Below are 23868 nucleotides of genomic sequence, written 5' to 3'. Positions count from 1 at the left end.
GCGAGGTGGATGATGCCTGGAGTGCACGCGCAGGACGACCGGCGACGGAGCACGCGGGGATGAGTGTCGACGGTTCGGGGGACCGACGACCGGACGAATCACGCAGCCGCCGGCCGGTCCGGCAGCGGCCCACACGCCGGCGCGGACCCCGCGTCGCCCTTCTGCCCCAGCTCCTGGCCGCCGCGGTCGAACGGGACCCCGGCGCACCCGCCGTGGTGTTCGAGGACCGCACCCTGAGCTACGGCGAGCTCGACTCGGCCTCCTCCCGGCTGGCGCGGCTGCTCATCCGGCGGGGGATCGGCCCGGAGGATGTGGTGGCGGTCGCCGTACCCCGCTCGATCGAGTCGGTGCTGTCGGTGTGGGCCGTCGCCAAGACCGGCGCCGCCTTCGTGCCCGTCGACCCGAACTATCCGGACGACCGCGTCCGGCACATGATCGACGACTCGGGCGCCCGGGCCGGCCTGACCCTCGCGGCCTCGGTGCCCGGCCTGCCCGGCTCCGTGCCCTGGATCGCCCTCGATTCCGCCGAGACCCGCACCACCCTCGCCGAGCAGTCCGCAGCGCCCGTCGCGCTCGACGACCGGGTCCGGACGCTGCGGGCGGAGCATCCCGCCTACGTGATCTACACCTCCGGTTCCACGGGCCGGCCCAAGGGCGTGGTCGTCACCCACACCGGCCTCGAGGGTTTCTGCGCCGAGCAGGTCGAGCGGTACACGCTGACCCCGGACTCGCGGACCCTGCACTTCGCTTCGCCCAGCTTCGACGCCTCCGTCCTCGAGCTGCTGCTCGCCGTCGGCGCGGGCGCCACCATGGTGATCGCCCCACCGTCGGTGTACGGCGGCGAGGACCTCGCCGAACTGCTGCGCAGCCGGCAGGTCACCCACGCCTTCGTCACGCCCGCCGCCCTGGCGTCCGTCGACCCGGCCGGGCTGGACACCCTCGGCGTGGTGATCGTGGGCGGTGAGGCGTGCCCACCCGACCTCGTCGCGCGATGGGCGCCCGGTCGCCGCTTCTTCAACGGCTACGGGCCCACCGAGACCACGATCATGACGAACATCTCGCACGCGCTGCAGCCCGGCGAGCAGGTCACCATCGGCCGGGCCGTCCGCGGGATGACCGCGCACGTGCTGGACGAGCGCCTCAACCCCGTCCCGGCCGGTGTCGTGGGGGAGCTGTATCTCGAAGGACCCGGCCTCGCCCGCGGCTACCACCGTCGCGCCGCGCTGACGGCCGAGCGGTTCGTCGCCGGGCCCGGCGGCACCCGCCTGTACCGGACCGGTGACCTCGTCCGATCGGGCGAGACCGGCCTGATCTACGCGGGGCGCAACGACTTCCAGGTCAAGATCCGCGGATTCCGCATCGAACTCGGCGAGATCGACGCCGCGCTGGCCGCACACCCCGATGCCGACTTCGCCGTCACGGTGGGACGGCCGACCCCGTCGGGGGAGGCCCGGCTGGTGTCGTACGTTCACCCCGTGCCGGGGGCGGTCGTCGACCCCGACGCGCTGACCGAGTTCGTCGCCCGCCGGCTGCCCGCGCACATGGTGCCGACCGTGATCGTGCCCCTCGACCGGATCCCCCTGACGCCGGTCGGCAAGCTCGACCGGGCGGCCCTGCCCGAACCGGAGCTGCCCGCCCACGAGTACCGCGCGCCCCGCTCCGCCGCGGAACACGCGGTGGCCGAGGTGTTCACGGAGCTGCTCGGCACCGAGCGGGCCGGGCTCGACGACGACTTCTTCGAGCTCGGCGGCAACTCGCTCGTCGCCACCCGCGCGGCCGCCCGCCTCGGGGAGCGGCTCGCCACCCGGGTCCCCGCGCGGCTGCTGTTCGAGGCGTCCACCGTCGAGGGTCTCGCCGCACTCGTCGAACCCTCCGTCGGGGAAGGAGCGCAGCAACCGCTCGTCGCCGGGCCGCGCCCCGACCCGATCCCGCTGTCGCTGGCACAGCAGCGGATGTGGTTCCTCAACCGGTTCGATCCGGCGTCGGCCGCGAACAACATCCCCGTCGCACTGCGCGTCCGCGGGGGGCTCGACGTCGATGCCCTGCGCCGGGCCCTCGCCGACGTCGTGGCCCGGCACGAGGTGCTGCGCACCGTCTATCCCGATCGCGACGGCGTCGGGTCCCAGCTGGTCCTCCCGCCGGAGCAGGCGGCGCACTCCCTCGACCCGGTGCCGACGCCGCCCGACGAGATCCCCGGAGCGGTCGCCCGGCTCGCGACGGCCGGCTTCGACGTGACCGCCGAGGTGCCGCTGCGGGTCGCACTGCTGCGGTCGGCCGACGACGAGCACGTTCTCGTCGTGGTCGTCCACCACATCGCCGCCGACGGCGCGTCCATCGCCCCCTTCGTGCGGGACCTGGTCACCGCGTACGTCGCCCGCACCGGCGGCGCGGCCCCCGCGTGGGAACCGCTCGCGGTGCAGTACGCCGACTACGCCCTCTGGCAGCGCGCGGTGCTCGGTGACGAGTCCGACCCCGCGTCGCCGGCCGCGCGGGAGATCGAGTTCTGGCGCGGCGCGCTCGCCGACCTCCCGGATCGGCTCGACCTGCCGACCGACCGGCCCCGCCCGGTGGAGGCGTCGGGCCGCGGCGCCACCGTCGACTTCGAGGTCGATGCCGCCCTGCACGAGGCGGTCGAGGCCACCGCCCAGGCGACCGGCACGTCCGCGTTCATGGTCGTCCACGCCGCGCTGGCGGTGCTGCTGTCGCGCCTGTCGGGCACCGCGGACATCGCGATCGGCACGCCCGTCGCCGGCCGCGGCGAGCGTGCGCTCGACGACCTCGTCGGCATGTTCGTCAACACCCTCGTGCTGCGCACCCGCATCGAGCCGGCCGCCACGTTCGCCGAACTGCTCGGCCGGGTCAAGGACACCGACCTCGCCGCGTTCGACAACGCGGAGCTGCCGTTCGAGCGGCTCGTGGAGGTGCTCGATCCGGTGCGGTCGACCGGGCACCACCCGCTGTTCCAGGTGGCGCTGTTCTTCCAGAACCTCGACCGTGCCGAGGTGACCCTGCCGGACGTGGAGATCGAGCCCGTCGACCTCGGCGGGGCCATCGCCAAGTTCGATCTGCAGCTGACCGTCTCGCCGCGGGAGGACGCCGGGAAGCCGGCCGGAATGTCGGCGCAGTTCACCTACGCCACAGACCTTTTCGACGAGTCCACGGTGCGGGATTTCGCCGGCCGCCTGATGCGGATGCTCGCGGCGCTCACCGCCGACGCCGGCCGCGTGGTCGGCGACGTCGACCTCCTCGACACCGCCGAGCGCCGCGCCCTCGCCGTCGGCAACGACCGTGCGGTGCATCCGGTCCGGGCGACCGGGCTCCTCGCCGCGTACCGGGACGCCGTCGCCCGCCACCCGGATGCGGTGGCCGTCGTCTTCGGTGACGAGTCGCTCACCTACGCCGAGTTCGACGCGCGCGTCAACCGGCTCGCCCGGCACCTCATCGGTCTCGGCGTCGGACCCGAAACCCTGGTGACCCTCGCGATCCGGCGATCGATCGAACTCCCGGTCGCGATCTACGCGGTCATCGCGGCCGGCGGCGCCTACGTCCCGCTCGACCCCGACCATCCGGCCGAGCGGATCGGGCACATCCTGGCCACGGCACAGCCGGTGTGCGTCCTGAGCACCCGCGCGGACGCGGCGGACCTGCCCGGCACGGTCGCCCCCGTCCTGGTCGACGACCTCGACCTGCAGTGCTACGCGCCCGACCCGATCCGGGACGGCGAGCCGGCCGGCCCGATCCGCCCGGACACCCCCGCCTACGTGATCTTCACGTCCGGTTCCACGGGACGCCCCAAGGGCGTGTGCGTCTCGCACGAGGCCATCGTCAACCAGCTCGAGTGGATGGCCCACGAGTACGAGATCACCGGCGGCGACGTCTATCTGCAGAAGACCGCCACCACCTTCGACGTGTCGCTGTGGGGCTGGTTCCTGCCCCTGCGCGCCGGCGCCACCCTCGTCGTCGCCACCCACGACGGTCACCGTGACCCCGTGTACGTCGCCGAGACGATTGCCCGGCACGGCGTGACGCTGACCGACTTCGTGCCCTCGATGCTCACCGTGTTCGCCGCCCATGCGCCGGCCGGCACCTGCTCGACGCTGCGGCACGTGTTCGTGATCGGCGAAGCCCTGCCGCCCGAGACCGTCGACGCGTTCCGCCGGGTCTCGGACGCTGCGGTGCACAACCTGTACGGCCCGACCGAGGCGGCAGTCTCGGTGACCTACTGGCCCGCCGGTGACGAGCGGCAGAGCGTGCCCATCGGCGTGCCCGAGTGGAACGTGCGCGTGTACGTTCTCGACGGCCGGCTGCACCCCGTCCCGGTCGGCGTGCCCGGCGAGTTGTACCTTGCCGGAGGGCAACTCGCACGTGGTTACGTGGGCCGCCCGGACCTCACCGCGGATCGCTTCGTCGCCGACCCCGCCGGCGCCCCCGGCGCTCGCATGTACCGCACCGGTGACCTCGTCCGGTGGCGCCGCACCGCCGGCGGCGAGCCCGTCCTCGACTACATCGGCCGCACCGACTTCCAGGTGAAGTTCCGCGGTCAGCGGATCGAGCTGGGGGAGATCGAGACGGCTCTGCTCGCGCAGCCCACGGTCGGTCAGGCCGTGGCGCTCGTCGTGCCCACGGCCACCGGTGAGCAGCTCGTCGGATACGTCGTCCCCGCCCCGGGCGCGGCGGTCGAGAGCGCGCAGCTGCTCGGCGCCGTCAAGGAGATCCTGCCCGCGTACATGGTGCCGTCGGCGCTCGTCGCGCTCGACGCCTTCCCCCTCAACGCGAGCGGCAAGCTGGACCGCAAGGCGTTGCCGGAGCCGGTGTTCGAAACCCGCGGGTTCCGCGGGCCGCGCACGCCTGTCGAGGAGATCGTCGCGGGCATCTTCGCCGACGTGCTCGGCCTCACCCGCGTCGGTCTCGACGACGACTTCTTCACCCTCGGCGGGAACTCGCTCGTCGCGACCCAGGTCGCGGCGCGGCTCGGTGCTGCGCTCGACACCAAGGTGGCCGTCCGCGTGCTGTTCGAGACCCCCGAGGTGGAGGCTCTCGCGGCCCGCCTCGAATCCGAGGTCGGCCGGACCGGGCGCGTCGCCCTGCGCCCCCGGCCGCGACCGGAGGTCGTCCCGCTGTCCCTCGCCCAGCAGCGCATGTGGTTCCTCAACCGCTTCGACCCCGACTCCGCGGTGAACAACCTGCCGCTGGCCATCCGGCTCCGAGGTGACCTCGACGTCGGGGCGCTGCGCGCGGCGATCGACGACGTGGTGTTCCGGCACGAGTCGCTGCGCACGGTCTACCCGGAGGTCGACGGGGTGGCGCGCCAGGTCGTCCTGCCCACCGCGGATCCGGCCGCCGGACTGGAGCCGACGCCGGTGAGCGAGGCCGACCTCGCGGCCGCGGTCGCCGCCGAGATCGGTGCCGGATTCGACGTGACCACCGGAGTCCCACTGCGGCTGAGACTGTTCCGGCTGTCCGAACGGGAGCACGTGCTCGTCGTCGTGCTGCACCACATCAGCGGCGACGGATTCTCGATGGGGCCGCTCACACGCGACGTGATGCTCGCCTACGCCGCACGGGCCGCCGGCCGGGAACCCGACTGGGCGCCGCCGGCGATCCAGTACGCGGACTACGCGCTGTGGCAGCGGGAGGTTCTCGGCGCCGAGGACGATCCCCGGTCGGTGCTCGCGCAGCAACTCGGCTACTGGCGCAGAACGCTGTCCGGGATCCCCGACCAGCTCGACCTGCCGGCGGACCGGCCCCGTCCGCCCGTCGCGTCGAACCGCGGTGCCGTCGCCGGCTTCTCCGTGGACGCCGGCACGCACGCGGCGCTGACGGCCCTCGCCCGGGGGCACGGCGTCACGCTGTTCATGGTCGTCCACGCGGCACTGGCCACTGTGCTGGCGCGGCTGTCCGGCACCGAGGACATCGTGATCGGCACGCCCGTCGCCGGGCGGGGCGAGGCCGAACTCGACGACGTCATCGGCATGTTCGTCAACACCCTGGTGCTGCGCACCCCGGTCGGCCCCGGCGACACGTTCGCCGCCCTCCTCGCTCGCGTCCGCGAGACCGACCTCGAGGCGTTCGGCCATGCCGACGTGCCGTTCGAGCGCATCGTCGAGGTCCTCGATCCGGAACGGTCCCAGGCGCGGCACCCCCTGTTCCAGATCGCGCTCAGCTTCCAGAACCTGGCGCGCACCCGCCTCGAACTTCCGGGCCTGGCCGTCGAACCGGTCGACTTCGCCTTCGACCAGGCGAAGTTCGATCTGCAGGTGACCGTCTCGGACGTGGTCGCCGAGGACGGTGCGCCGGGCGGGCTGTCCGTGGCGCTGACCTATGCGACCGACCTGTTCGACGCCGGCACCATGGAGGCCTTCGCCCAGCGGTTCACCCGGGTGCTCGCGGCGGTCGCCGCCGATCCGGCCACGGTGGTCGGGGACATCCCGCTGCTGCCGGACGAGGAGCGGGCCGTCGTGCTCGAGGCGTGGAACGCGCCGGGCACCCGCGCCGCCGGCGAGACGCTCGTCGACCGGTTCCAGGCGCAGGCCGGCCGGACCCCCGACGCGGTCGCCGTCACCGCCGGCGACCGCAGCCTGACCTACGGGGAGCTGGCGTCGCGCGTGAACCGCCTCGCCCGTACCCTGATCGACCGCGGAGTGCGGCCGGACAGCCTCGTGGCCGTGGCCCTGCCGCGCACCGAGGAACTCGTCGTCGGACTCCTCGCCGTGCTCCAGGCCGGCGGTGCCTACCTGCCGTTGGATCTGACGTATCCGGCGGACCGCCTCGAATTCATGCTCGCGGACGCCGCTCCCGTCTGCGTGCTCGTCTCCGGCACCGATCGGGAGGCGCTGCCGGACACCGCCGTCGAGGTGATCGACGTGTCGGCGCTCGATCTGTCCGCGGTCCCCGGCGCACCGGTCGGCGACGACGAACGACGGGCCCCGCTGCGCGTCGACAACCTCGCGTACGTCATCTACACGTCCGGCTCCACCGGCCGTCCCAAGGGCGTGCAGGTTCCGCACCGGACGGTCCTCGAACTGTTCGAGAACACGTGGCCCGCCTTCGAGTTCGACGAGCGGGACGTGTGGACGATGTTCCACTCCTACGCGTTCGACTTCTCCGTGTGGGAACTGTGGGGACCGCTGCTCTACGGTGGCCGGCTCGTCGTCGTCGACCACTACACCTCGCGCTCGCCCGAGGACTTCCGCGCCCTGCTGGCCAGGGAACGGGTGACGGTGCTCAACCAGACCCCGTCGGCGTTCTACCAGCTCGCCGAGGCGGACCGCGCGGCCGCGGAACACGGCGACGAGACGGGCCTTCCGGCACTACGGTATGTGATCTTCGGTGGTGAGGCGCTCGATCTGCGGCGGCTCGCCGGCTGGTACGCCCGGCACGCCGAGGACGCGCCGCGTCTGGTCAACATGTACGGCATCACCGAGACCACCGTGCACGTCTCGCACCTGCCGCTCGCCGCGGCCGACGCGGGACTCGCCGCGAGCGTGATCGGCCGTGGCATCCCCGGGCTGGGCATCTACGTCCTCGACGCGCGCCTGCAGCCCGTTCCGGTCGGCGTGCCGGGGGAGATGTACGTGCGCGGAGCGCAGCTCACCCGCGGCTACCTGGGACGCGCCGACCTCACCTCCGGCCGGTTCGTCGCCGATCCGTTCGGCGCGCCCGGCACCCGCATGTACCGGACGGGCGACATCGCCCGCTGGAACGCGCGAGGACAGCTCGAGTACGCCGGACGCAGCGACTCCCAGGTCCAGTTGCGCGGCTTCCGCATCGAACTCGGCGAGATCGAGGCCGCTCTCACCGGCGTCGCCGGTGTGGCGCAGGCCGTCGCGGTCGTGCGCACCGACGAACGCACCGGCGACCGCCTCGTCGGCTACGTGGTGCCGCGCGCGGGACACGACCTCGAGCCCGCGACGGTCCTGGACTCGGTGGCCCGGTTCCTTACCGGATACATGGTTCCCGACGCGATCGTGGTGCTCGAGACGCTGCCGCTGACCGCGAACGGCAAGCTCGACCGCAAGGCTCTACCCGCTCCGATATTCAAGGGCGACAAGAGATTCCGTGCTCCCGGCACCCCCACCGAGGTCGCGATCGCCGCGGTCTTCGCGGAGGTCCTGGGCGCGGAGCGGATCGGTGCCGACGACTCGTTCTTCGCGCTCGGCGGCGACAGCATCGTTTCGATCCAGCTGGTGTCGCGGGCGAAGGCCCGCGGTGTGGTCTTCACCCCCCGCGACGTGTTCGAACGCAAGACCGTGGCCGGGCTCGCCGAGGTCGCGCGCGTCGGTGCGGAGGCGGCGGTACCCGCGCTGGCCGAGCTTCCCGGCGGCGGCGTCGGCGACATGCCGTTGACGCCGATCGTCCGGTTCATGGTCGAACGCGGCGGCCGATTCGATCGCTACACCCAGACGCTCGCGCTGGAACTGCCGGCCGGCATCGACCGCGACGGCGTCGTGGGAACCCTCACGGCCGTCGTCGACCGCCACGACATGCTCCGGGCGCGCCTGCGCCGCAACGGCTCCGGCGACTGGGAGCTGTCGACCACGCCGCCGGGCAGCGTCGACGTCGACGCGCTCGTCGCCCGCATCGAGGTCGCGCCCGGGACCGACGAACAGGCGCTCGCAGACCTCGCCGCGCGGGCACTCGACGAGGCCGAGTCGCGGTTGCGGCCGGCCGAGGGCGTCGTGCTGCAGTTCGTGTGGCTCGACCCGGGCGCGGCGCGCACCGGGCGGCTCGTCGTCGTCGCGCACCACCTCGTCGTCGACGGCGTCTCCTGGCGCATCCTCGTTCCGGACCTCGTCACGGCGTGGGCGCAGCTGTCGAACGGCGGACGTCCGGAGCTTCAGCCGGTCGGCACGTCGTTCCGGCGCTGGGCGCACGCCCTCGCCGAGACCGCGGTCCCGGCCCGTGCGGCCGAACTCGGGCTGTGGCGCTCGATCGTCGACGGGCCCGATCCGATGCTCGGCGCGCGCCCCTTCGATCCCACCGTCGACCTCGCCTCCACGGTGGATAAGGTGCGGATCCAGGTCGATCCCGCGACGACCGACGCATTGCTGACGACGTTGCCCGCACGGTTCCACGGGGGCGTCAACGACGCACTGCTCGCCGCGCTGGCACTCGCCGTCGCCCGGTGGCGCCGCGACCGGGGCGTCGCCGAGCCGTCGGCGCTGGTCCGGCTCGAGGGGCACGGCCGCGAGGAGGAGGTCGTCCCCGGCGCGGACCTCGGCCGCACCGTCGGCTGGTTCACCACCATCTACCCGGTCCGGCTCGACCTGTCCGGGGTGGATCTCGACGACGCGTTCGCCGGGGGCCGCGCCGCGGGCGCCGCGATCAAGGCCGTCAAGGAGCACCTGCGCGCCGTTCCGGACAAGGGCATCGGCTACGGGCTGCTGCGCTATCTCGATCCGGCCGCCGGCCCCGTGCTGCGGGCGCTGCCGTCCGGGCAGATCAGCTTCAACTACCTCGGCCGGATCGACGCCGGCGAGATCCCCGAGGGCGCGGCCGGTCTCGGCTGGCTGCCCGCCGGGGACCTCGGCGACCTGTCGGGTCGCGACGACGCCGACGCGCCCGCGATGGCCACGGTCGACATCAACGCCGTCGTGATCGGCGGCCGGCTCGGCGCAAACTTCGGATACGCGAGCGGTCTGCTCGACCGCGGCGACGTCGAGGAACTCGCGCAGCTGTGGGTGCGCGCCCTGGAGGCGCTCGCCGCCCACGCCGCCCGACCCGACGCGGGCGGTCTGACGCCGTCCGACGTCCCCCTCGTGCACGTCGGCCAGAGCGACCTCGACACGTGGGAGACGCGGTACCCCGCCCTGGTCGACGTGTGGCCGCTCGCCCCGCTGCAGTCCGGTCTGCTCTTCCACGCGATGCTCGCCGACGGCTGGCCCGACGTCTACACCACCCAGGTGCTGCTCCACCTCGCGGGCCGGGTCGACGTGGCCCGGTTGCGCCGGGCGGCGGAGGCACTGCTCGAGCGGCATCCCAACCTGCGCACGGCGTTCGTCGCCGGCGAGTCCGGCGAGCCGGTGCAGCTGGTGCTCGACGACGTCTCCCTGCCGTGGCGCGAGGTCGACGCCGTCGGCGCGGACGGCTCCGACCTGGAGGCGATGGTGCGGGCGGACCAGGACGTCCCGTTCGACATGGCCGCCCCGCCACTGATCCGCTTCCTCGTCGTGCGCACCGCCCCGGACGCGTGGACGCTGGCCGTCAGCAGCCACCACATCCTGCTCGACGGGTGGTCGATGCCGCTGCTGCTGAAGGACCTGCTCACCCTCTACGCGACCGACGCCGATGCGACGATCCTGCCGCGGGTGCCCGCGTATCGCACCTACCTGGAGTGGTTGGCCGCGCGCGACCACGACCGGTCCCGCCGGGCCTGGGCGGACGCGCTGGCCGGCCTCGAGGAGCCGGCCATGCTCGCCGAGGTGCTCGGTGACGGCGAGGCGGGAGCCGTGGGCGGCGCGGAGCACCGCGTCGCGATCGACGCCGACACCACCGCCGCGCTGACCGAGTACGCGAGCCGGCTCGGCGTCACCGTCAACACCGTTCTCCAAGCGGCGTGGGCCGTGCTGGTGGCCCGCTCCACCGGCCGCGACGACGTGGTGTTCGGAACCACCGTCTCCGGCCGGCCCGGCGGGCTCGAGGGTGTCGAGTCGATGGTCGGGTTGTTCATCAACACGATTCCGGTGCGCGTCCGCCTCGACCCGGACATGGCGGTCGACGCGGCGCTGCGTGCCCTGCAGGCCGAGCAGGCCGACCTGCTCGACCACCACCACATCGGGCTGGCAGAGATCCAGCAGCTCGCGGGGACCGGCGCGTTGTTCGACACCCTGCTCGTGTACGAGTCCTATCCGATCGACCGGAGCGGCCTCGAGCAGGCCAGCTCGATCGACGGCATGACCGTCGCCGGCGTGAACACCCGGGACGCCACCCACTATCCGCTCACGGTGGTGGCCACGGCCGAGGAGTCGCTGGCCTTCGGGTTCAAGTACCGCCGGGACGCCTTCACGGCCTCCGCCGTGCAGAACCTCGCGCAGCGCTACCTCCGGGTGCTCGGCGGCCTCGTCGCCGGGACGGCCGGCACGACCGGGCAGCTCGAGATCCTGGGCGACGCCGAGCGCGACGATCTCGTCCGACGGACCGGACGCCCGGCGGAACCGGCCGTGCCGCTGGCCGACCTGCTGGCCGCGGCCGCCGCCCGCGACCCGCAGTCCACCGCACTGTCGTACCGGGGTCGCGAGCTGACCTACGCCGACCTCGATGCCCGCTCGTCGCGGCTCGCGCGTCTGCTCATCGCCCGCGGCGTCGGGCCCGAGGACGTCGTGGCCGTGGGACTGACCCGGTCCTTCGAGTCCGTGATCTCGGTGTGGGCGGTCGCGAAGACCGGTGCCGCGTACGTGCCGGTCGATCCCGGCTACCCGGTCGACCGGGTCGTGCACATGGTCACCGACTCGGGGGCGCGGGCGGGAGTGACCGTCGCCGCCGAACGCACCGGCCTGCCCGACACGATCCCGTGGGTGGTGCTCGACGACGAGGAGGTCGAGTCCGAACTCGCCGTGCTGTCGCCCGCGCCGGTGACGGACCGTGACCGGGCGCGTCCGCTGCATGTGGACAACCCCGCCTACGTCATCTACACCTCCGGCTCCACCGGGCTGCCGAAGGGCGTGGTCGTCACCCACACCGGCCTGGCCAACTTCGCTGCCGAACAGCGCGAGCGTTACGGCCTCGGACCGGCCACCCGGGCGCTGCACTTCGCGTCGCCGAGCTTCGACGCCTCGGTGCTCGAACTGCTGCTCGCGGTCGCGCCCGGGGCCACGCTGGTGATCGCACCGCCCACCGTCTACGGCGGCGCGGACCTGGCGGAACTGCTGCGTCACGAACGCGTCACCCACGCGTTCGTGACGCCCGCGGCACTGGCGTCGGTCGATCCCGCGGGCCTCGACGACCTGCGGACCGTCGTGGTCGGCGGCGAGGCGTGCCCACCGGAGCTCGTCGCGCGATGGGCGCCGGGCCGGGCGTTCCACAACGGGTACGGGCCCACCGAGACCACCGTCATGACCAACATCAGCGATCCGCTGACCCCCGGCGGGCCGCTCACGATCGGCGGGCCGCTCCGGGGCACGCGCTCGCTCGTCCTCGACGACCGGCTCCGGCCCGTGCCGGTCGGGGTGGCCGGCGAGCTGTATCTGTCCGGCGTCCAGCTGGCACGGGGGTACCACGCCCGGCCGGCGCTGACCGCGTCCCGGTTCGTCGCCGATCCGTACGGCACCGGCAGCCGCCTCTACCGCACCGGCGACGTCGTGCGATGGACCGGGGCGGGCAAGATCGAGTACGTGGGCCGGTCGGACTTCCAGGTGAAGGTCCGCGGCTTCCGGATCGAACTCGGGGAGATCGACGCCGTGCTCCGCCGTGATCCGGCGGTCGACTTCGCCGTCACCGTCGGACGGACCTCCGAGGCGGGCGTCGTGCGGTTGGTCTCGTACGTGACGGCGCGGCCGTCGGCGACCCTCGACACCGCCGCGTTGCTGGCCTCGGCGGCGAGGGCGCTGCCGGGACACATGGTGCCGTCGGCGATCGTCGCCCTCGACGAGGTCCCGCTCACGCCGGTGGGCAAGCTCGACCGTGATGCGCTGCCGGAACCGGACACGGCCACGCGGCCGTACCGCGCCCCGGAGACCGATGCGCAGCGGGCCGTCGCGAACATGTTCGCCGAGGTGCTCGGCCTCGACCGGGTCGGGCTCGACGACGACTTCTTCGAACTCGGTGGCAACTCCCTGGTGGCGACGCAGGTCGTCGCGCGCCTGCGGGACGCGCTCGAGGTGGAGGTGCGGGTGCCCTGGTTGCTCGCGGCGCCGACGGTGGAGTCGTTCGCCTCACGGATCGGCGGCGACGACGCCGGCGGGGACGCGGCGCTCGCCGTGGTCCTGCCGCTGCGCGCCGGCGAGCCCGACGTGACCCCGCTGTTCTGTATCCATCCGATGATCGGCCTGGCCTGGCCCTATGCGCCCCTGGCGGCGCGGCTCGCTCCCGGCCGGCCGGTCTTCGGGCTGCAGACGCCGGCGCTCACGGACCCGGGATTCGTCCCGGCGTCGATCGAGGCGCTCGCGCAGCGATACGCCGACGAGATCGCGCGGGTCCGTCCCGAGGGGCCGTACCGGTTGGCCGGCTGGTCGCTCGGTGGGGTGCTCGCCCACGCGGTGGCGGTGGAGTTGCAGGCCCGCGGCGCCCGGGTCGAGCACCTCGCGATGCTCGACTGCATCCCGCGGATCGACACGGACCGCTTCGGCGCCGAGTTCGCCGAGAACCTCCGCAGTCTCGGAGTGGACGCGGATCCGGACGCGCTGCGCGACGGTTTGCCGGCGGAGGCGGCGAACGCTGTGGCCGCCGCGGTGCCCCGGGAGCTGATCGAACTCGACGCGCCGCGGGTGCAGCGCATCTTCGCCGCGGCGGTGCTCTCCCCGGAGCTGATCAACCGGCACGAACCGGGGCTCTTCGCCGGCGACGTCGACTTCTTCAGCGCGCGGGACGAGCACCCGACGGAGGCGGATGCGGCGGGCCTGTGGGCCCCGTATGTGTCCGGGCGGGTCCGGAATCGGTTCGTGCCCGGAGCGCACGGCGCGATGATGGATCCCCCCGCCCTCGACGTGATCGTGCCGGCGTTGGATCGTGACGCGATCGATGTGACGGATGTGAACGGTGAGGTTTCTGACGGCCGGTACGCAAGGTAACGTTCACGCCCGTGCTGTCGATTCAGTACATGCTGCGCCGCAGGGCGCACCCCGGTTCGCCGGGGCTTGGGGACGCCCGCCCGCCGGGCCTGAGGAGGTTGACGGAATGAGTGTTGTCGAGTCGCGGAGCCGCGCTCGGAGGCTGGGAACAGCCGCGATCTCGGCGGCGGTACTCGCGCTGCCGCTGTTCACGGGCGCCTCGTTCGCCTCGGCCGACCCGGTGGCCGACACCCTGCAGCCCATCACGGCCGTCACGTCCGAGAACGGGTCGTACATCACCAGGATCGAGAACTACGGAGAGCAGCAGCTGCTCGTCTGGGTCTACTCGGCGTCCATGGACGAGGAGATCCTGCTGGACGTGTGGCGCCCGGCCGACACCAGCAAGCCCGCGCCGACGCTGTACCTGCTCAACGGTGCCGGCGGCGGCGAGGACATGGCCACCTGGCGGGGTCGCACCGATGCGATCGAGTTCTTCAAGGACAAGCACGTCAACGTCGTCTCGCCCGTCGGCGGCATGTTCAGCTACTACACCGACTGGAAGAACCCCGATCCCAAGCTCGGCGTGAACAAGTGGGAGACCTTCCTGACCAAGGAGATCCCGCCGCTGGTCGACGGTGCGCTCGGCACCACCGGCGTCAACGCGATCGCGGGCATCTCCACCTCGGGCACCTCGGTGTTCCAGCTGCCTCTCGCCGCGCCGGGACTGTACCGGGGTGTCGCCGCCTACAGCGGCTGCGCGCAGACCTCCGATCCGATCGGCCAGCAGTTCGTCAAGACCACGGTCGAGACGTGGGGCAGCGGCGACACCGAGAACATGTGGGGACCGACGAACGACCCGACGTGGGCGGAGAAAGATCCCTACGTCAACGCCGAGAAGCTGCGCGGGCTCGAGATGTACATCTCCAACGGCAGCGGTCTGCCCGGTCCGTACGACACGCTGACCGGACCGGAGATCGACGGGGACGCCGGTGTCCTGGCGAACCAGATCGTCGTCGGTGGCGTCATCGAGGCCGCCACCAACTACTGCACCCACAACCTGAAGAACCGGCTCGATACGCTCGGCATCCCCGCCACCTACAACTTCCGCGAGACCGGAACCCACTCGTGGGGCTACTGGCAGGACGACCTGAAGGACTCGTGGCCCGTGCTGCAGCGGGCCCTCGGGGTCTGACACCCGGCGCGGTGAGCATGCGAACGGCCCCTCCCGCCGGGAGGGGCCGTTCGCATGCCGGGGATCTACGGGTGTCAGCCGGCGGGCGGCGCCGTGCAGGGCGCGGGCACGGTCTCGGCGTAGTGCGGATCGAGAGCCGACTTCACCAGGTGCAGCGACTCCGGAAGTTCCAGGAGGGCGAGGTGATCGGCCGGGCTGGTCGGGCACACGTCCTCGACCCACACGTTGTGCACTGCGCTGTCCGCGCCCGGTTGCAGGAACGCATTCTCCGGGGGCGTGGCCACCGTGTCCTGACGGGTGGCGATCGACGTGTAGTCGATCCCCGGCAGGGTCTCGGTTCCGGAGTTGAGCCGGGCCAGCACGCGCGATCCGATCAGCTGCTGACGACCGGCGATACCGAACACCATCTGCGCGACGCGCTCGGTGGCCCATTCCTGGTTGCCCAGCCCCAGGCGGGCGAACAGGGAATACAGCTGCTGCATCCCGTTGAAGGTGGTGCCGTGGTTGGTCGCCCCCAGCATCACCAGCTTGTCGACCTCGTTGCGGGCCGGGTCCGCCGGGTCCGCGCCGCCCTCGAACCGCAGGTACTGACGGGAGACCGGTCCACCCTGCGAGTGGCCCACGAGATCGACCCGATCGGCCCCGGTGTGAGCGCGCACCGCATCGACGAACTCGCCGAGCTGCTTTGCGGATTCCTCGATGCTCCCGACGCCCCAGATCATGAGGCCGGGGTCGACGAGCGAGCGGATGCCCCCGTAGTTCAGGGCGTAGACGCAGTAGCCGAGGTCGGCGAGCTGCGGGGCCGCCACGGCCCACGAGCTGGTCATGTCCATTCTCGTTCCGTGCACGAGAACCACCGGCCGGGGATGTTCGGGGGAGGGCACGCAGTCGAGGTTGTTCGCCCCCGCGGGGCTCGGCCCCATCGATTCGAGCAGCACCGGCAACGAGGCGGCGTCGGTGGTGTCCGCGGCGGCCGTGGGCAGCGCCGGCCCGGCGGCGGTCAGGGCGGCGGCCATCACCGCGACGGTGATCCGGCGGGCATACTTCATCGGCTTTCCTCCGAGGGGCCGCACTGCGGTGACAGTGCCGTGGCTGCAGCAGCCGTTGTGCGGCCGCGGGTCGGCGGACAGGATAACAGCCGGGGACGGCCGTTCGGGGTCGCCGAGGTCAGCCCTCCTCGGCTGCGCGCCGGTAGCCCCGGATCGCCGGAATCGTGAAGACCGCGATCATGAGGGCCGACCACATCAGCGTCTTGATCAGCGGTTCCGCGAGCGGACCGCCCATCGCCAGGGCCTTCATCGTGTCGATCGCACACGACATGGGCTGGTTCTCCACGACCGGCTGCAGCCACCTCGGATAGGCCATGACCGGCACGAACCCGGAGTTGAAGAACATCAGCAGGGTGCACGCGATCGACACCAGTTCCACGAGGGGCAGCTTGCTCGACATGGTGGCCAGGACCGTCACCATCAGGGCGAACCCGATGCCGAAGAGAACGGGGATGACGAGGATCGCGAGTCCGGCGGCGAGACCCTGGGTGAAGCGGAAGCCCAGGCCGACGCCGGCCGCCAGGATGATGAGGGTCGTGGCGAGCACACGGACGGCCTCGGCGAGCATGCGGCCCAGCAGCCCGGCCGCCCGGTGGATCGGCAGGGTGTAGAAGCGGCCGAGCAGGCCGCTCTGCCGCTCCGTGCGCAGGCCGACGGCGCTGACCACCGACCCGAACATGGCACCGACCAGGATGATCATGGGGACCGTGCCGTAGATCGCGGGCTGTCCGGTGGCGGCGGTGACCGTGTTACCCAGGACGACCCGGAACATGAGCAGGGTGAGCGCCGGGTAGACCAGCGCCTGGATCATCGTCGCGGGATCGCGCGCCCAGCGCAGCAGGAGCCGCTGGCACTGGATGCGGCTGTGCTCCCACAGGGCGCCCCACGATCGCTCCGGACGAGCGTGCTCGGGCGGCGGGAAGGTGAAGGCGGCGCCGTTGGCGTCGACGGGACGGATGTCGGGAGGTCCGTTCATCTGCCGCTCACCCCCGCCTCGTGCTGGCCCACACGGCGAGCGGGGCGAACACCAGCGCGAGACCCGCGCACCAGGCCACGGTGGGGAACAGGACCGACCACGTGACGCCGCCCTCGGCCATGTCCTGCATGGCGAACGAGAACTGCGAGATCGGCTGGTTGCGCACGAACGGCCGGATCCACTCGGGGAAGCCCTCCTCCGGGACGAAGCCGCACGAGAGCATGCCGAGAATCAGCTGCGGCAGCGTCAGGGCCTGCGCGGTGGCCTCGGGACTCTTCGACAGCGTGCCGATCGCGTCGGCGCCCAGCGACAGGACGAGGCTGATGGCCAGGGCGGTGACGCAGAACAGGACCGCCTGTGCGAATCCCGCCGAGAACCGGAAGCCGATGGCGTAGCCGAACAGGAGCGCCCCCGCCAGGGACACGACGGACCGCAGCATCGCGCTCGACATCCGTGAGATCAGCGGGACCGCGCTGAACACGGGCATGGTCTGCAACCGCGTCGTCAGTCCCGTCATCGCCTCACCCGAGGACAGCTGCGCCGCGGAGATGGCCGTGAACGCCATCGCCTGCAGGACGATGATCGGCATCAGGTACTGCGCGTAGTCGATGCCCTGCAACGACATCACGAACTTCAGCGGCAGGTAGAAGCCCAGGCCGAACACCACCGGGGTGATCGCCGCGACGACGAGTTCGCCGTACCGCGCCATGGTGCGGACCGTGCGCATCGTGAGCGCGCTCCACTGGTTGAGCACCGTCGGGTCGGCCCGGCGGTGCGAGCCCACCCGCTTCTCCGGCAGCGAGATGTTCGCGTCGTGCCGCACCCGCTGGGCGCTGATGCTCTTCGTGTGGACGGTCACGCGGGCTCTCCCGTCGTCGCGGACGTCGTGTCGGCGCCGGCCGAGTGCCCGGTCAGGCTGAGGAACACATCGTCGAGGGAGGGCCGGCGCAGGCCGATGTCGGCCAGCTCGATCCGGGTGGGGGCGAGCCGGCGCAGCGCCTCGGCGAGCGTCGCCGGGCCGTGCGGCGCTGGAATCGAGACGCGGTCGTTGCTGCCCGCGGTGGCCAGCTCGGCGCGCACGTCGGGCGGGACGAGGTTGCCGAGGGCGTGCACCACCCACGGCAGCGCGTTCGGGTCGACCGGGACGATCTCGCAGTAGCTGCCTCCCGTGGAGGCCTTGAGCTCGTTGGCCGTCCCCTCCGCCACCACGGTGCCCCGGTCGATGACGATGATGTTGTCGCTGAGCAGGTCGGCCTCCTCGAGGTACTGCGTCGTCAGCAGCACCGTGATGCCCTGCTTCTTGAGCGCACCCACCAGGGACCAGACGCCCTGCCGGCTGCGCGGATCGAGGCCGGTGGTCGGCTCGTCGAGGAAGACGACCTCGGGGCGCACGACGAGCCCGCATGCGATGTCGACGCGCCGGCGCATGCCGCCGGAGTAGTGCCGCACCGCCCGCTTACCGGCGTCCACCAGATCGAATTCGCGGAGCAGCTCGTCGGCGCGCTGGCGCGCGGCCGCGCGGTCGAGGCCCATCAGACGGCCGAACAGGATCAGGTTCTCCCGGCCCGACAGCGTCTCGTCGAGGGCGGCGTACTGGCCGGTCATCATGATCGAGCGGCGCACGGCGGCGGGGTCGCCGACCACGTCGTGCCCGGCGATCACCGCGCGCCCGCCGGTCGGGCGCAGCAGTGTGGACAGGATCTTCACCGTCGTCGTCTTGCCGGCGCCGTTGGGCCCGAGAATGCCGAGGACCGAGCCTCGTGGGGCGGAGAACGTGATGCCCTTGAGGGCATGGACGTCCCCGAACGACTTGTGCAGGTCGTCGACGAGGACCGCTTCGTCGTGGTATCTCAGCATCACTCTCCGCCGTGGAACTCTCGGTCGGCCGCTTGCGGACCCGTCGACGAGTAGATCCCGCCGTCACGCCGCGATGTTACCGGCCGGTGCCTGCGGCCCCGGTCTTCCGCGAGCGCCGGGCCGTGCGTCCGTCAGCTCCAGACGCCGATCTCGTCGAGGTGCCGGACCAGCCGGCCGGCCCCGTCGGTGAAGTGCCGGCGGGTCTCCCGGCCTGCGGAATCGCCGTCGCCGCGGCGCAGGGCGTCCACGAGGCGCTTGTGCGACGCCACCGCCGCGGCACCCCAGTCGGGGTCGGACGAGTAGAAGTGCACCGGCGTGTAGCGCGTGGCGTTGAGCAGGAACCAGGACAGCTTGCGCGCGCCGGTCGCGCGGTTGAGTGTGCGGTGGAAGGCGAACTCGAGGTCCTCGATCCGCGCCCCGTCCCCGCTGCGCACCGCTTCGGCCAGGCGTTCGTTGAGGTCGGCCAGCTCGGCCACGGTGTCCGGGGTGATCACCGCGGCCGCCCGTCGCGCCAGCTCCTCCGCGATCTGCCCCTGCAGCCAGAACAGGTCGTCGATGTCGCCCCGGCTCAACGGGGCCACGACATAGCCGCGGTGCGGGACGAGCTCCACGAGTCCCTCGCCGCGCAGTGTGAGCAAGGCCTCACGCACCGGGGTGACGCTCACGCCGAGCTCGGCCGCGGTCTCGTCCAGCCGGATGAAGTCGCCGGGCCGGACCCCACCCGACATGATGAGATTGCGGACGTGCACCGCCACGTCGTCGGACAGCTGGGGCCTGCGGCGCAGCGGCCGGGACCCGGGCGACCGGGACTGGGCAGAGGATGTCATTCGGCGCTCCTTCAGTCCCGCGTTCCGGGGCGCGGGTCGCTTCCGTTCGACGGATTATTCCGCACCGGTCGTGCGCCGTGGGGGAGGGGCGCGGGATGCGCGTGCGCTGCGGCCTCCGCTACCCGCCGTTATGGTCGGACCGGTGAGTTTCGAAACGTCACGACGTCGTTTTCTCGGAACCATGGCCGGTGGCCTCGTCGGGCTCGGCCTGATGCACCCTGCGCGCGCGGGCGCCCGGCCGGCGGCCCGGCTGCCCGATCCGGGGACCGTCCCGGTCATCGATCCGGCCCTGCTGAGCGCGGTCGAAGCGGCGAGCCTGCTGCAGTCCGGGCAGTTGCACCCGCGCGAACTCCTCGATGCCTGCCTGCGCCGTAGCCGGGACCACGACGGCGGCGTCGGCGCATGGATCCACCTCTATCCAGACCTCGCCTATGCCGCCGCCGACGCGGCGGCGACCCGGCTCAGCGCCGCCCGGGCGTCGGGCGAGCCCGTCTCGCCCGTGTGCGGGCTGCCGATCGCGCTCAAGGACCTCTTCGCGGTGGGCGGGCTCCCGCTCACCGCGTCGAGCAACGTGCTGCGGGACAACGTGGCCGCCGGGGATTCGGGGGTGTGGCGCCGGCTGCAGGAGGCCGGGGCGGTCCTGCTCGGTCACGTGCACACCGACGAGTTCGCGATCGGCGTGGTCACCCCGCAGGTGGCCAACCCGTGGAACCCGCAGTACTCCCCGGGCGGCTCGTCGGGCGGCAGCGCCGCCGCGGTGGCGGCCCGGTTCGTCCCCCTGTCGGTCGGCAGCGACACCGGCGGCTCGCTGCGGCTGCCGGCCAGCTCGTGCGGCGTCTCGGCGATCAAGCCCACGTACGGGCGGATCACCTCGCACGGGATGATCCCGCTCACCTGGACCCGGGACCACCCCGGCCCCATCGGGCACAGTCTCGCGGACGCCTCGCTGCTGCTGGGTGTCCTCGCCGGCGCGGAGGCGGACGATCCGGTGACGGCCGCCGGTCCGGGCGTGCCCGAGGGCGGCTATCCGCTGGTGCCGCCCGCCGGGACCGCGCCGCTCGCGGGCGTCCGTATCGGCGTGCCGCACGGGGCGACCGACCGGCTTGCCCCGGAGCTGCGGCGCCTGTTCGACGAGTTCCTCGCGACGGCGCGTGCGCTGGGCGCCGAAACCGTACCGGTGTCGATGCCGCACCCACCGGATTCGCTCCTGGCCGGCGACACGGCGGAGATGGGGGCCTACCACCGGCAGTTCGTGGACCGGCTCGGCGACTATCGCATCGATCTCGCACCGCTCGTGAGCGCGGCGGTGGCGTCGCTCGCGCTGCCGGTGGCCGACTACTTCGGGCTCGAGCGCGACCGGCTGCGCTACCAGCACCAGTACAACGCCATGTTCCGGGACCACGATCTCGACGTGATCGCGTTGCCGGGCGCGCTCGACGACGGCTGTCCCCGCGACGCGTTCGCGGGCCTGAGCGTGCTGTCCGGGGTGGCCGGCGACGTCCAGTGGGCCAATTACACCGGCGCCCCTGCCGTTTCGTTCCCGGTCGGCCGCTCGGCGGTGACCGGGCTGCCGTTCGGTGTCCAGCTGGGCGCGCTGCCCTGGCAGGAGGCCGCGTTGATCTCGGTGGGGCTGGCCCTGCAGGAGGCGTTGCCGGTGTGGCGCGACGTGCCGCCCGTGGCGCCGGCGCCGCGCGAGCTGCCGGTGGCCACGCCGACGGCGCCGGGACCGGGTCCCGATCCGACCAACACGCTCGGGGCGGCGGCGCCCGTGCGGACGCCCGCGACGCTGTCGACCGGAGGGTGGTGACGGTCGCGCGGCCGGGGCGAAGTTGAGAATGCCGACCGGGTCCTGCATACTGGTCGGGTTGCCTTGACCGGGTCACGGTTTTCCGCGGCTCGGAACGAGATCGAGTGACAGTCGCGGATCGAGCCTGACGGCCTGGTCGCGGCCACATGCAAGACGGAAGCAGTACCTCCCTGCACCCGTACGGGTGCATCCGGCAGGTCGATCCGTGGTGTCGAGCGTTGGTTCGACGCCGCGGAGCGAGCAGTAGGGCGACACGCCCGACCGCGTGTGCCGGAGAACAATGACAGATGAACAGCGGCATGCGGATCGGGTGCGCCCGGTCACGAAGTGTGAAGAGTGCTGTTCGCCGTCGCCGTTCGGGTGGAACTGTGCAGACGAGGTGGTTCCCGACTCGTTCGGGTACTACGAAACGCGGCAAGAAAAGGACACTAAGCGTGGCGGGACAAAAGATCCGCATCAGGCTCAAGGCCTATGACCATGAGGCGATCGACGCATCTGCGCGCAAGATCGTCGAGACGGTGACCCGCACGGGCGCCCGCGTGGTCGGCCCGGTGCCGTTGCCCACCGAAAAGAACGTGTACTGCGTCATCCGCTCGCCGCACAAGTACAAGGACTCGCGCGAGCACTTCGAGATGCGGACTCACAAGCGGCTGATCGACATCCTCGACCCGACGCCCAAGACCGTCGACGCGCTCATGCGCATCGACCTCCCGGCGAGCGTCGACGTCAACATTCAGTGACTTTCGAGACCAGCGAGCTTGTAGAAGACGCAGCGGAGACAACACATGACTAACCAGATCAAGGGAATCCTGGGCACCAAGCTCGGCATGACCCAGGTCTTCGACGAGAACAACCGGGTCGTTCCGGTCACCGTCGTCAAGGCCGGACCGAACGTGGTCACCCAGATCCGCACCGAGGAGCGCGACGGCTACAGCGCCGTGCAGCTCGCCTACGGTGCGATCGACCCGCGCAAGGTCACCAAGCCGGTCGCCGGCCAGTTCGCCAAGGCGGGTGTCACCCCTCGCCGCCACATCGTCGAGCTTCGCGTCGACGACACCGAGGGCTTCGAGATCGGCCAGGAACTGACCGCCGAGGTCTTCGAGGACGGCGCATTCGTCGACGTCACCGGCACCTCCAAGGGCAAGGGCTTCGCCGGCACCATGAAGCGCCACGGCTTCGCCGGCCAGGGCGCCTCGCACGGTGCGCAGGCTGTGCACCGTCGCCCGGGCTCCATCGGTGGCTGCGCCACCCCGGGCCGCGTGTTCAAGGGAACCCGCATGTCCGGGCGCATGGGTAGCGACCGCATCACGACGCAGAACCTCTCGGTCCACAAGGTGGACGCCGAGAACGGCCTGCTGCTGATCAAGGGTGCGATCCCGGGCCGCAAGGGCGGCGTCGTGATCGTCAAGACCGCAGTGAAGGGTGGTGCACGGGCATGACCAGCACCGAGACCGCAACCAAGCTGACGCTCGACGTCAAGGCCCCCGGCGGCCAGACCAACGGCACCGTCGATCTCCCCGCCGAGATCTTCGACGCCCCCGCGAACATCGCGCTGCTCCACCAGGTGGTTGTCGCGCAGCTCGCCGCGGCTCGCCAGGGCACGCACGCCACCAAGACCCGCGGCGAGGTCCGCGGCGGTGGCCGGAAGCCGTACCGCCAGAAGGGCACCGGCCGCGCCCGCCAGGGTTCGACCCGCGCGCCGCAGTTCGCCGGCGGTGGCACCGTGCACGGCCCGCAGCCGCGCGACTACAGCCAGCGCACCCCCAAGAAGATGAAGGCCGCCGCCCTCCGCGGTGCCCTCTCCGACCGGGCCCGCAACGAGCGCATCCACGTGATCACCGAGCTCGTGGCCGGACAGACGCCGTCGACCAAGGGCGCGCGCACCTTCCTCGCGGAGCTGACCGATCGCAGGAACCTGCTCCTCGTCGTCGGCCGTGAGGATCTCGCGGCGTGGAAGAGCGTGCAGAACCTGCAGAACGTGCACGCGATCGCTCCGGACCAGCTGAACACCTACGACGTGCTCTACAGCGACGACGTCGTGTTCAGCGTCGAGGCGCTCGACACGTTCATCCACGGGCCGGCCGAGTCCGCCCAGGCAGAGAAGGAGGAGAGCAAGTGAGCACGATCGCGGATCCGCGCGACATCCTGCTGGCTCCGGTCATCTCCGAGAAGTCCTACGGGCTGATGGAGGAAGGCACCTACACCTTCCTGGTGCACCCGGACTCGAACAAGACGCAGATCAAGATTGCCGTCGAGAAGGTCTTCGGCGTCAAGGTGACCAGCGTCAACACCGCCAACCGTCAGGGCAAGCGCAAGCGGACCCGGTTCGGTTACGGCAAGCGCAAGGACACCAAGCGCGCGCTCGTGACCCTGTCGGCCGACAGCAAGCCCATCGAGATCTTCGGAGGGCCGGTCGCGTAGGCGGCCGGGTCTCGAGAGATAGAGGACGAGAAGACT

General features: G+C 72.0%; 12 protein-coding genes. 7 read left to right on the top strand and 5 right to left on the bottom strand.

Annotated elements, in window-relative coordinates:
• Positions 1-59 precede the first annotated feature (59 nt).
• Together KZJ41_RS19495 and KZJ41_RS19490 are read left to right on the top strand one after the other, a co-directional pair.
• Entirely contained in the window at positions 60-13724 is a 13665-nt protein-coding gene (locus KZJ41_RS19495; RefSeq protein ID WP_251549425.1) for a non-ribosomal peptide synthetase, read from the top strand.
• 106 nt (positions 13725-13830) lie between these two features.
• Positions 13831-14895 (top strand): alpha/beta hydrolase family protein, encoded by a 1065-nt coding sequence (locus KZJ41_RS19490; RefSeq protein ID WP_006947136.1) that lies wholly within the window; start codon positions 13831-13833, stop codon positions 14893-14895.
• Positions 14896-14969: 74 nt separating this feature from the next.
• On the opposite strand, the gene KZJ41_RS19485 is transcribed toward KZJ41_RS19490, so the two are convergent.
• The 5 genes from KZJ41_RS19485 to KZJ41_RS19465 all read right to left on the bottom strand — a co-directional run bounded on the left by KZJ41_RS19485 (position 14970) and on the right by KZJ41_RS19465 (position 19604).
• Positions 14970-15944, bottom strand: a complete 975-nt coding sequence (locus tag KZJ41_RS19485; protein WP_006947138.1) for an alpha/beta fold hydrolase — start codon at positions 15942-15944, stop codon at positions 14970-14972.
• 118 nt (positions 15945-16062) lie between these two features.
• Complete coding sequence (locus tag KZJ41_RS19480) at positions 16063-16920, bottom strand: ABC transporter permease (RefSeq protein ID WP_006947142.1); 858 nt, start codon at positions 16918-16920, stop codon at positions 16063-16065.
• A 7-nt stretch (positions 16921-16927) separates the two neighbouring features.
• Positions 16928-17779, bottom strand: coding sequence for an ABC transporter permease (locus KZJ41_RS19475; RefSeq protein ID WP_050035539.1), 852 nt, complete (start codon positions 17777-17779; stop codon positions 16928-16930).
• Positions 17776-18777: a daunorubicin resistance protein DrrA family ABC transporter ATP-binding protein gene (locus KZJ41_RS19470; RefSeq protein ID WP_006947144.1), complete on the bottom strand. Its 1002-nt coding sequence runs from the start codon at positions 18775-18777 to the stop codon at positions 17776-17778. The genes KZJ41_RS19475 and KZJ41_RS19470 overlap by 4 nt, the downstream gene beginning before the upstream one ends.
• Before the next feature lie 131 nt (positions 18778-18908).
• Positions 18909-19604: a GntR family transcriptional regulator gene (locus KZJ41_RS19465; RefSeq protein WP_006947145.1), complete on the bottom strand. Its 696-nt coding sequence runs from the start codon at positions 19602-19604 to the stop codon at positions 18909-18911.
• A gap of 130 nt (positions 19605-19734) precedes the next feature.
• Here KZJ41_RS19465 and KZJ41_RS19460 point away from each other — a divergent pair, with 130 nt between their 5' ends.
• From KZJ41_RS19460 to rplW, 5 genes are all read left to right on the top strand, one after another.
• On the top strand, positions 19735-21411 hold the full coding sequence (locus tag KZJ41_RS19460) for an amidase (protein ID WP_373566441.1): 1677 nt from the start codon (positions 19735-19737) through the stop codon (positions 21409-21411).
• A gap of 434 nt (positions 21412-21845) precedes the next feature.
• Complete coding sequence (gene rpsJ / locus KZJ41_RS19455; protein ID WP_003938093.1) at positions 21846-22151, top strand: 30S ribosomal protein S10; 306 nt, start codon at positions 21846-21848, stop codon at positions 22149-22151.
• Between the two features lie 45 nt (positions 22152-22196).
• Positions 22197-22850, top strand: coding sequence for a 50S ribosomal protein L3 (gene rplC, locus KZJ41_RS19450; RefSeq protein WP_006947147.1), 654 nt, complete (start codon positions 22197-22199; stop codon positions 22848-22850).
• Complete coding sequence (gene rplD / locus KZJ41_RS19445) at positions 22847-23530, top strand: 50S ribosomal protein L4 (RefSeq protein WP_006947148.1); 684 nt, start codon at positions 22847-22849, stop codon at positions 23528-23530. The genes rplC and rplD overlap by 4 nt, the downstream gene beginning before the upstream one ends.
• Positions 23527-23832, top strand: coding sequence for a 50S ribosomal protein L23 (rplW, locus tag KZJ41_RS19440; protein WP_003938090.1), 306 nt, complete (start codon positions 23527-23529; stop codon positions 23830-23832). The genes rplD and rplW overlap by 4 nt, the downstream gene beginning before the upstream one ends.
• The last annotated feature ends 36 nt before the right edge of the window (positions 23833-23868 follow it).

This window comes from Rhodococcus sp. 11-3 (assembly GCF_023704055.1).
Taxonomy (GTDB): domain Bacteria; phylum Actinomycetota; class Actinomycetes; order Mycobacteriales; family Mycobacteriaceae; genus Rhodococcus; species Rhodococcus aetherivorans.
This window is presented reverse-complemented; position numbering and strand designations above follow the sequence as displayed.

Coding starts and splice junctions, on each gene's coding strand:
- KZJ41_RS19465 (WP_006947145.1), bottom strand. CDS start 19,604: ATGACATCCTCTGCCCAGTCCCGGTCGCCCGGGTCCCGGCCGCTGCGC.
- KZJ41_RS19480 (WP_006947142.1), bottom strand. CDS start 16,920: ATGAACGGACCTCCCGACATCCGTCCCGTCGACGCCAACGGCGCCGCC.
- KZJ41_RS19485 (WP_006947138.1), bottom strand. CDS start 15,944: ATGAAGTATGCCCGCCGGATCACCGTCGCGGTGATGGCCGCCGCCCTG.
- KZJ41_RS19470 (WP_006947144.1), bottom strand. CDS start 18,777: ATGCTGAGATACCACGACGAAGCGGTCCTCGTCGACGACCTGCACAAG.
- KZJ41_RS19495 (WP_251549425.1), top strand. CDS start 60: ATGAGTGTCGACGGTTCGGGGGACCGACGACCGGACGAATCACGCAGC.
- KZJ41_RS19460 (WP_373566441.1), top strand. CDS start 19,735: ATGGTCGGACCGGTGAGTTTCGAAACGTCACGACGTCGTTTTCTCGGA.
- rplC (WP_006947147.1), top strand. CDS start 22,197: ATGACTAACCAGATCAAGGGAATCCTGGGCACCAAGCTCGGCATGACC.
- rplD (WP_006947148.1), top strand. CDS start 22,847: ATGACCAGCACCGAGACCGCAACCAAGCTGACGCTCGACGTCAAGGCC.
- KZJ41_RS19490 (WP_006947136.1), top strand. CDS start 13,831: ATGAGTGTTGTCGAGTCGCGGAGCCGCGCTCGGAGGCTGGGAACAGCC.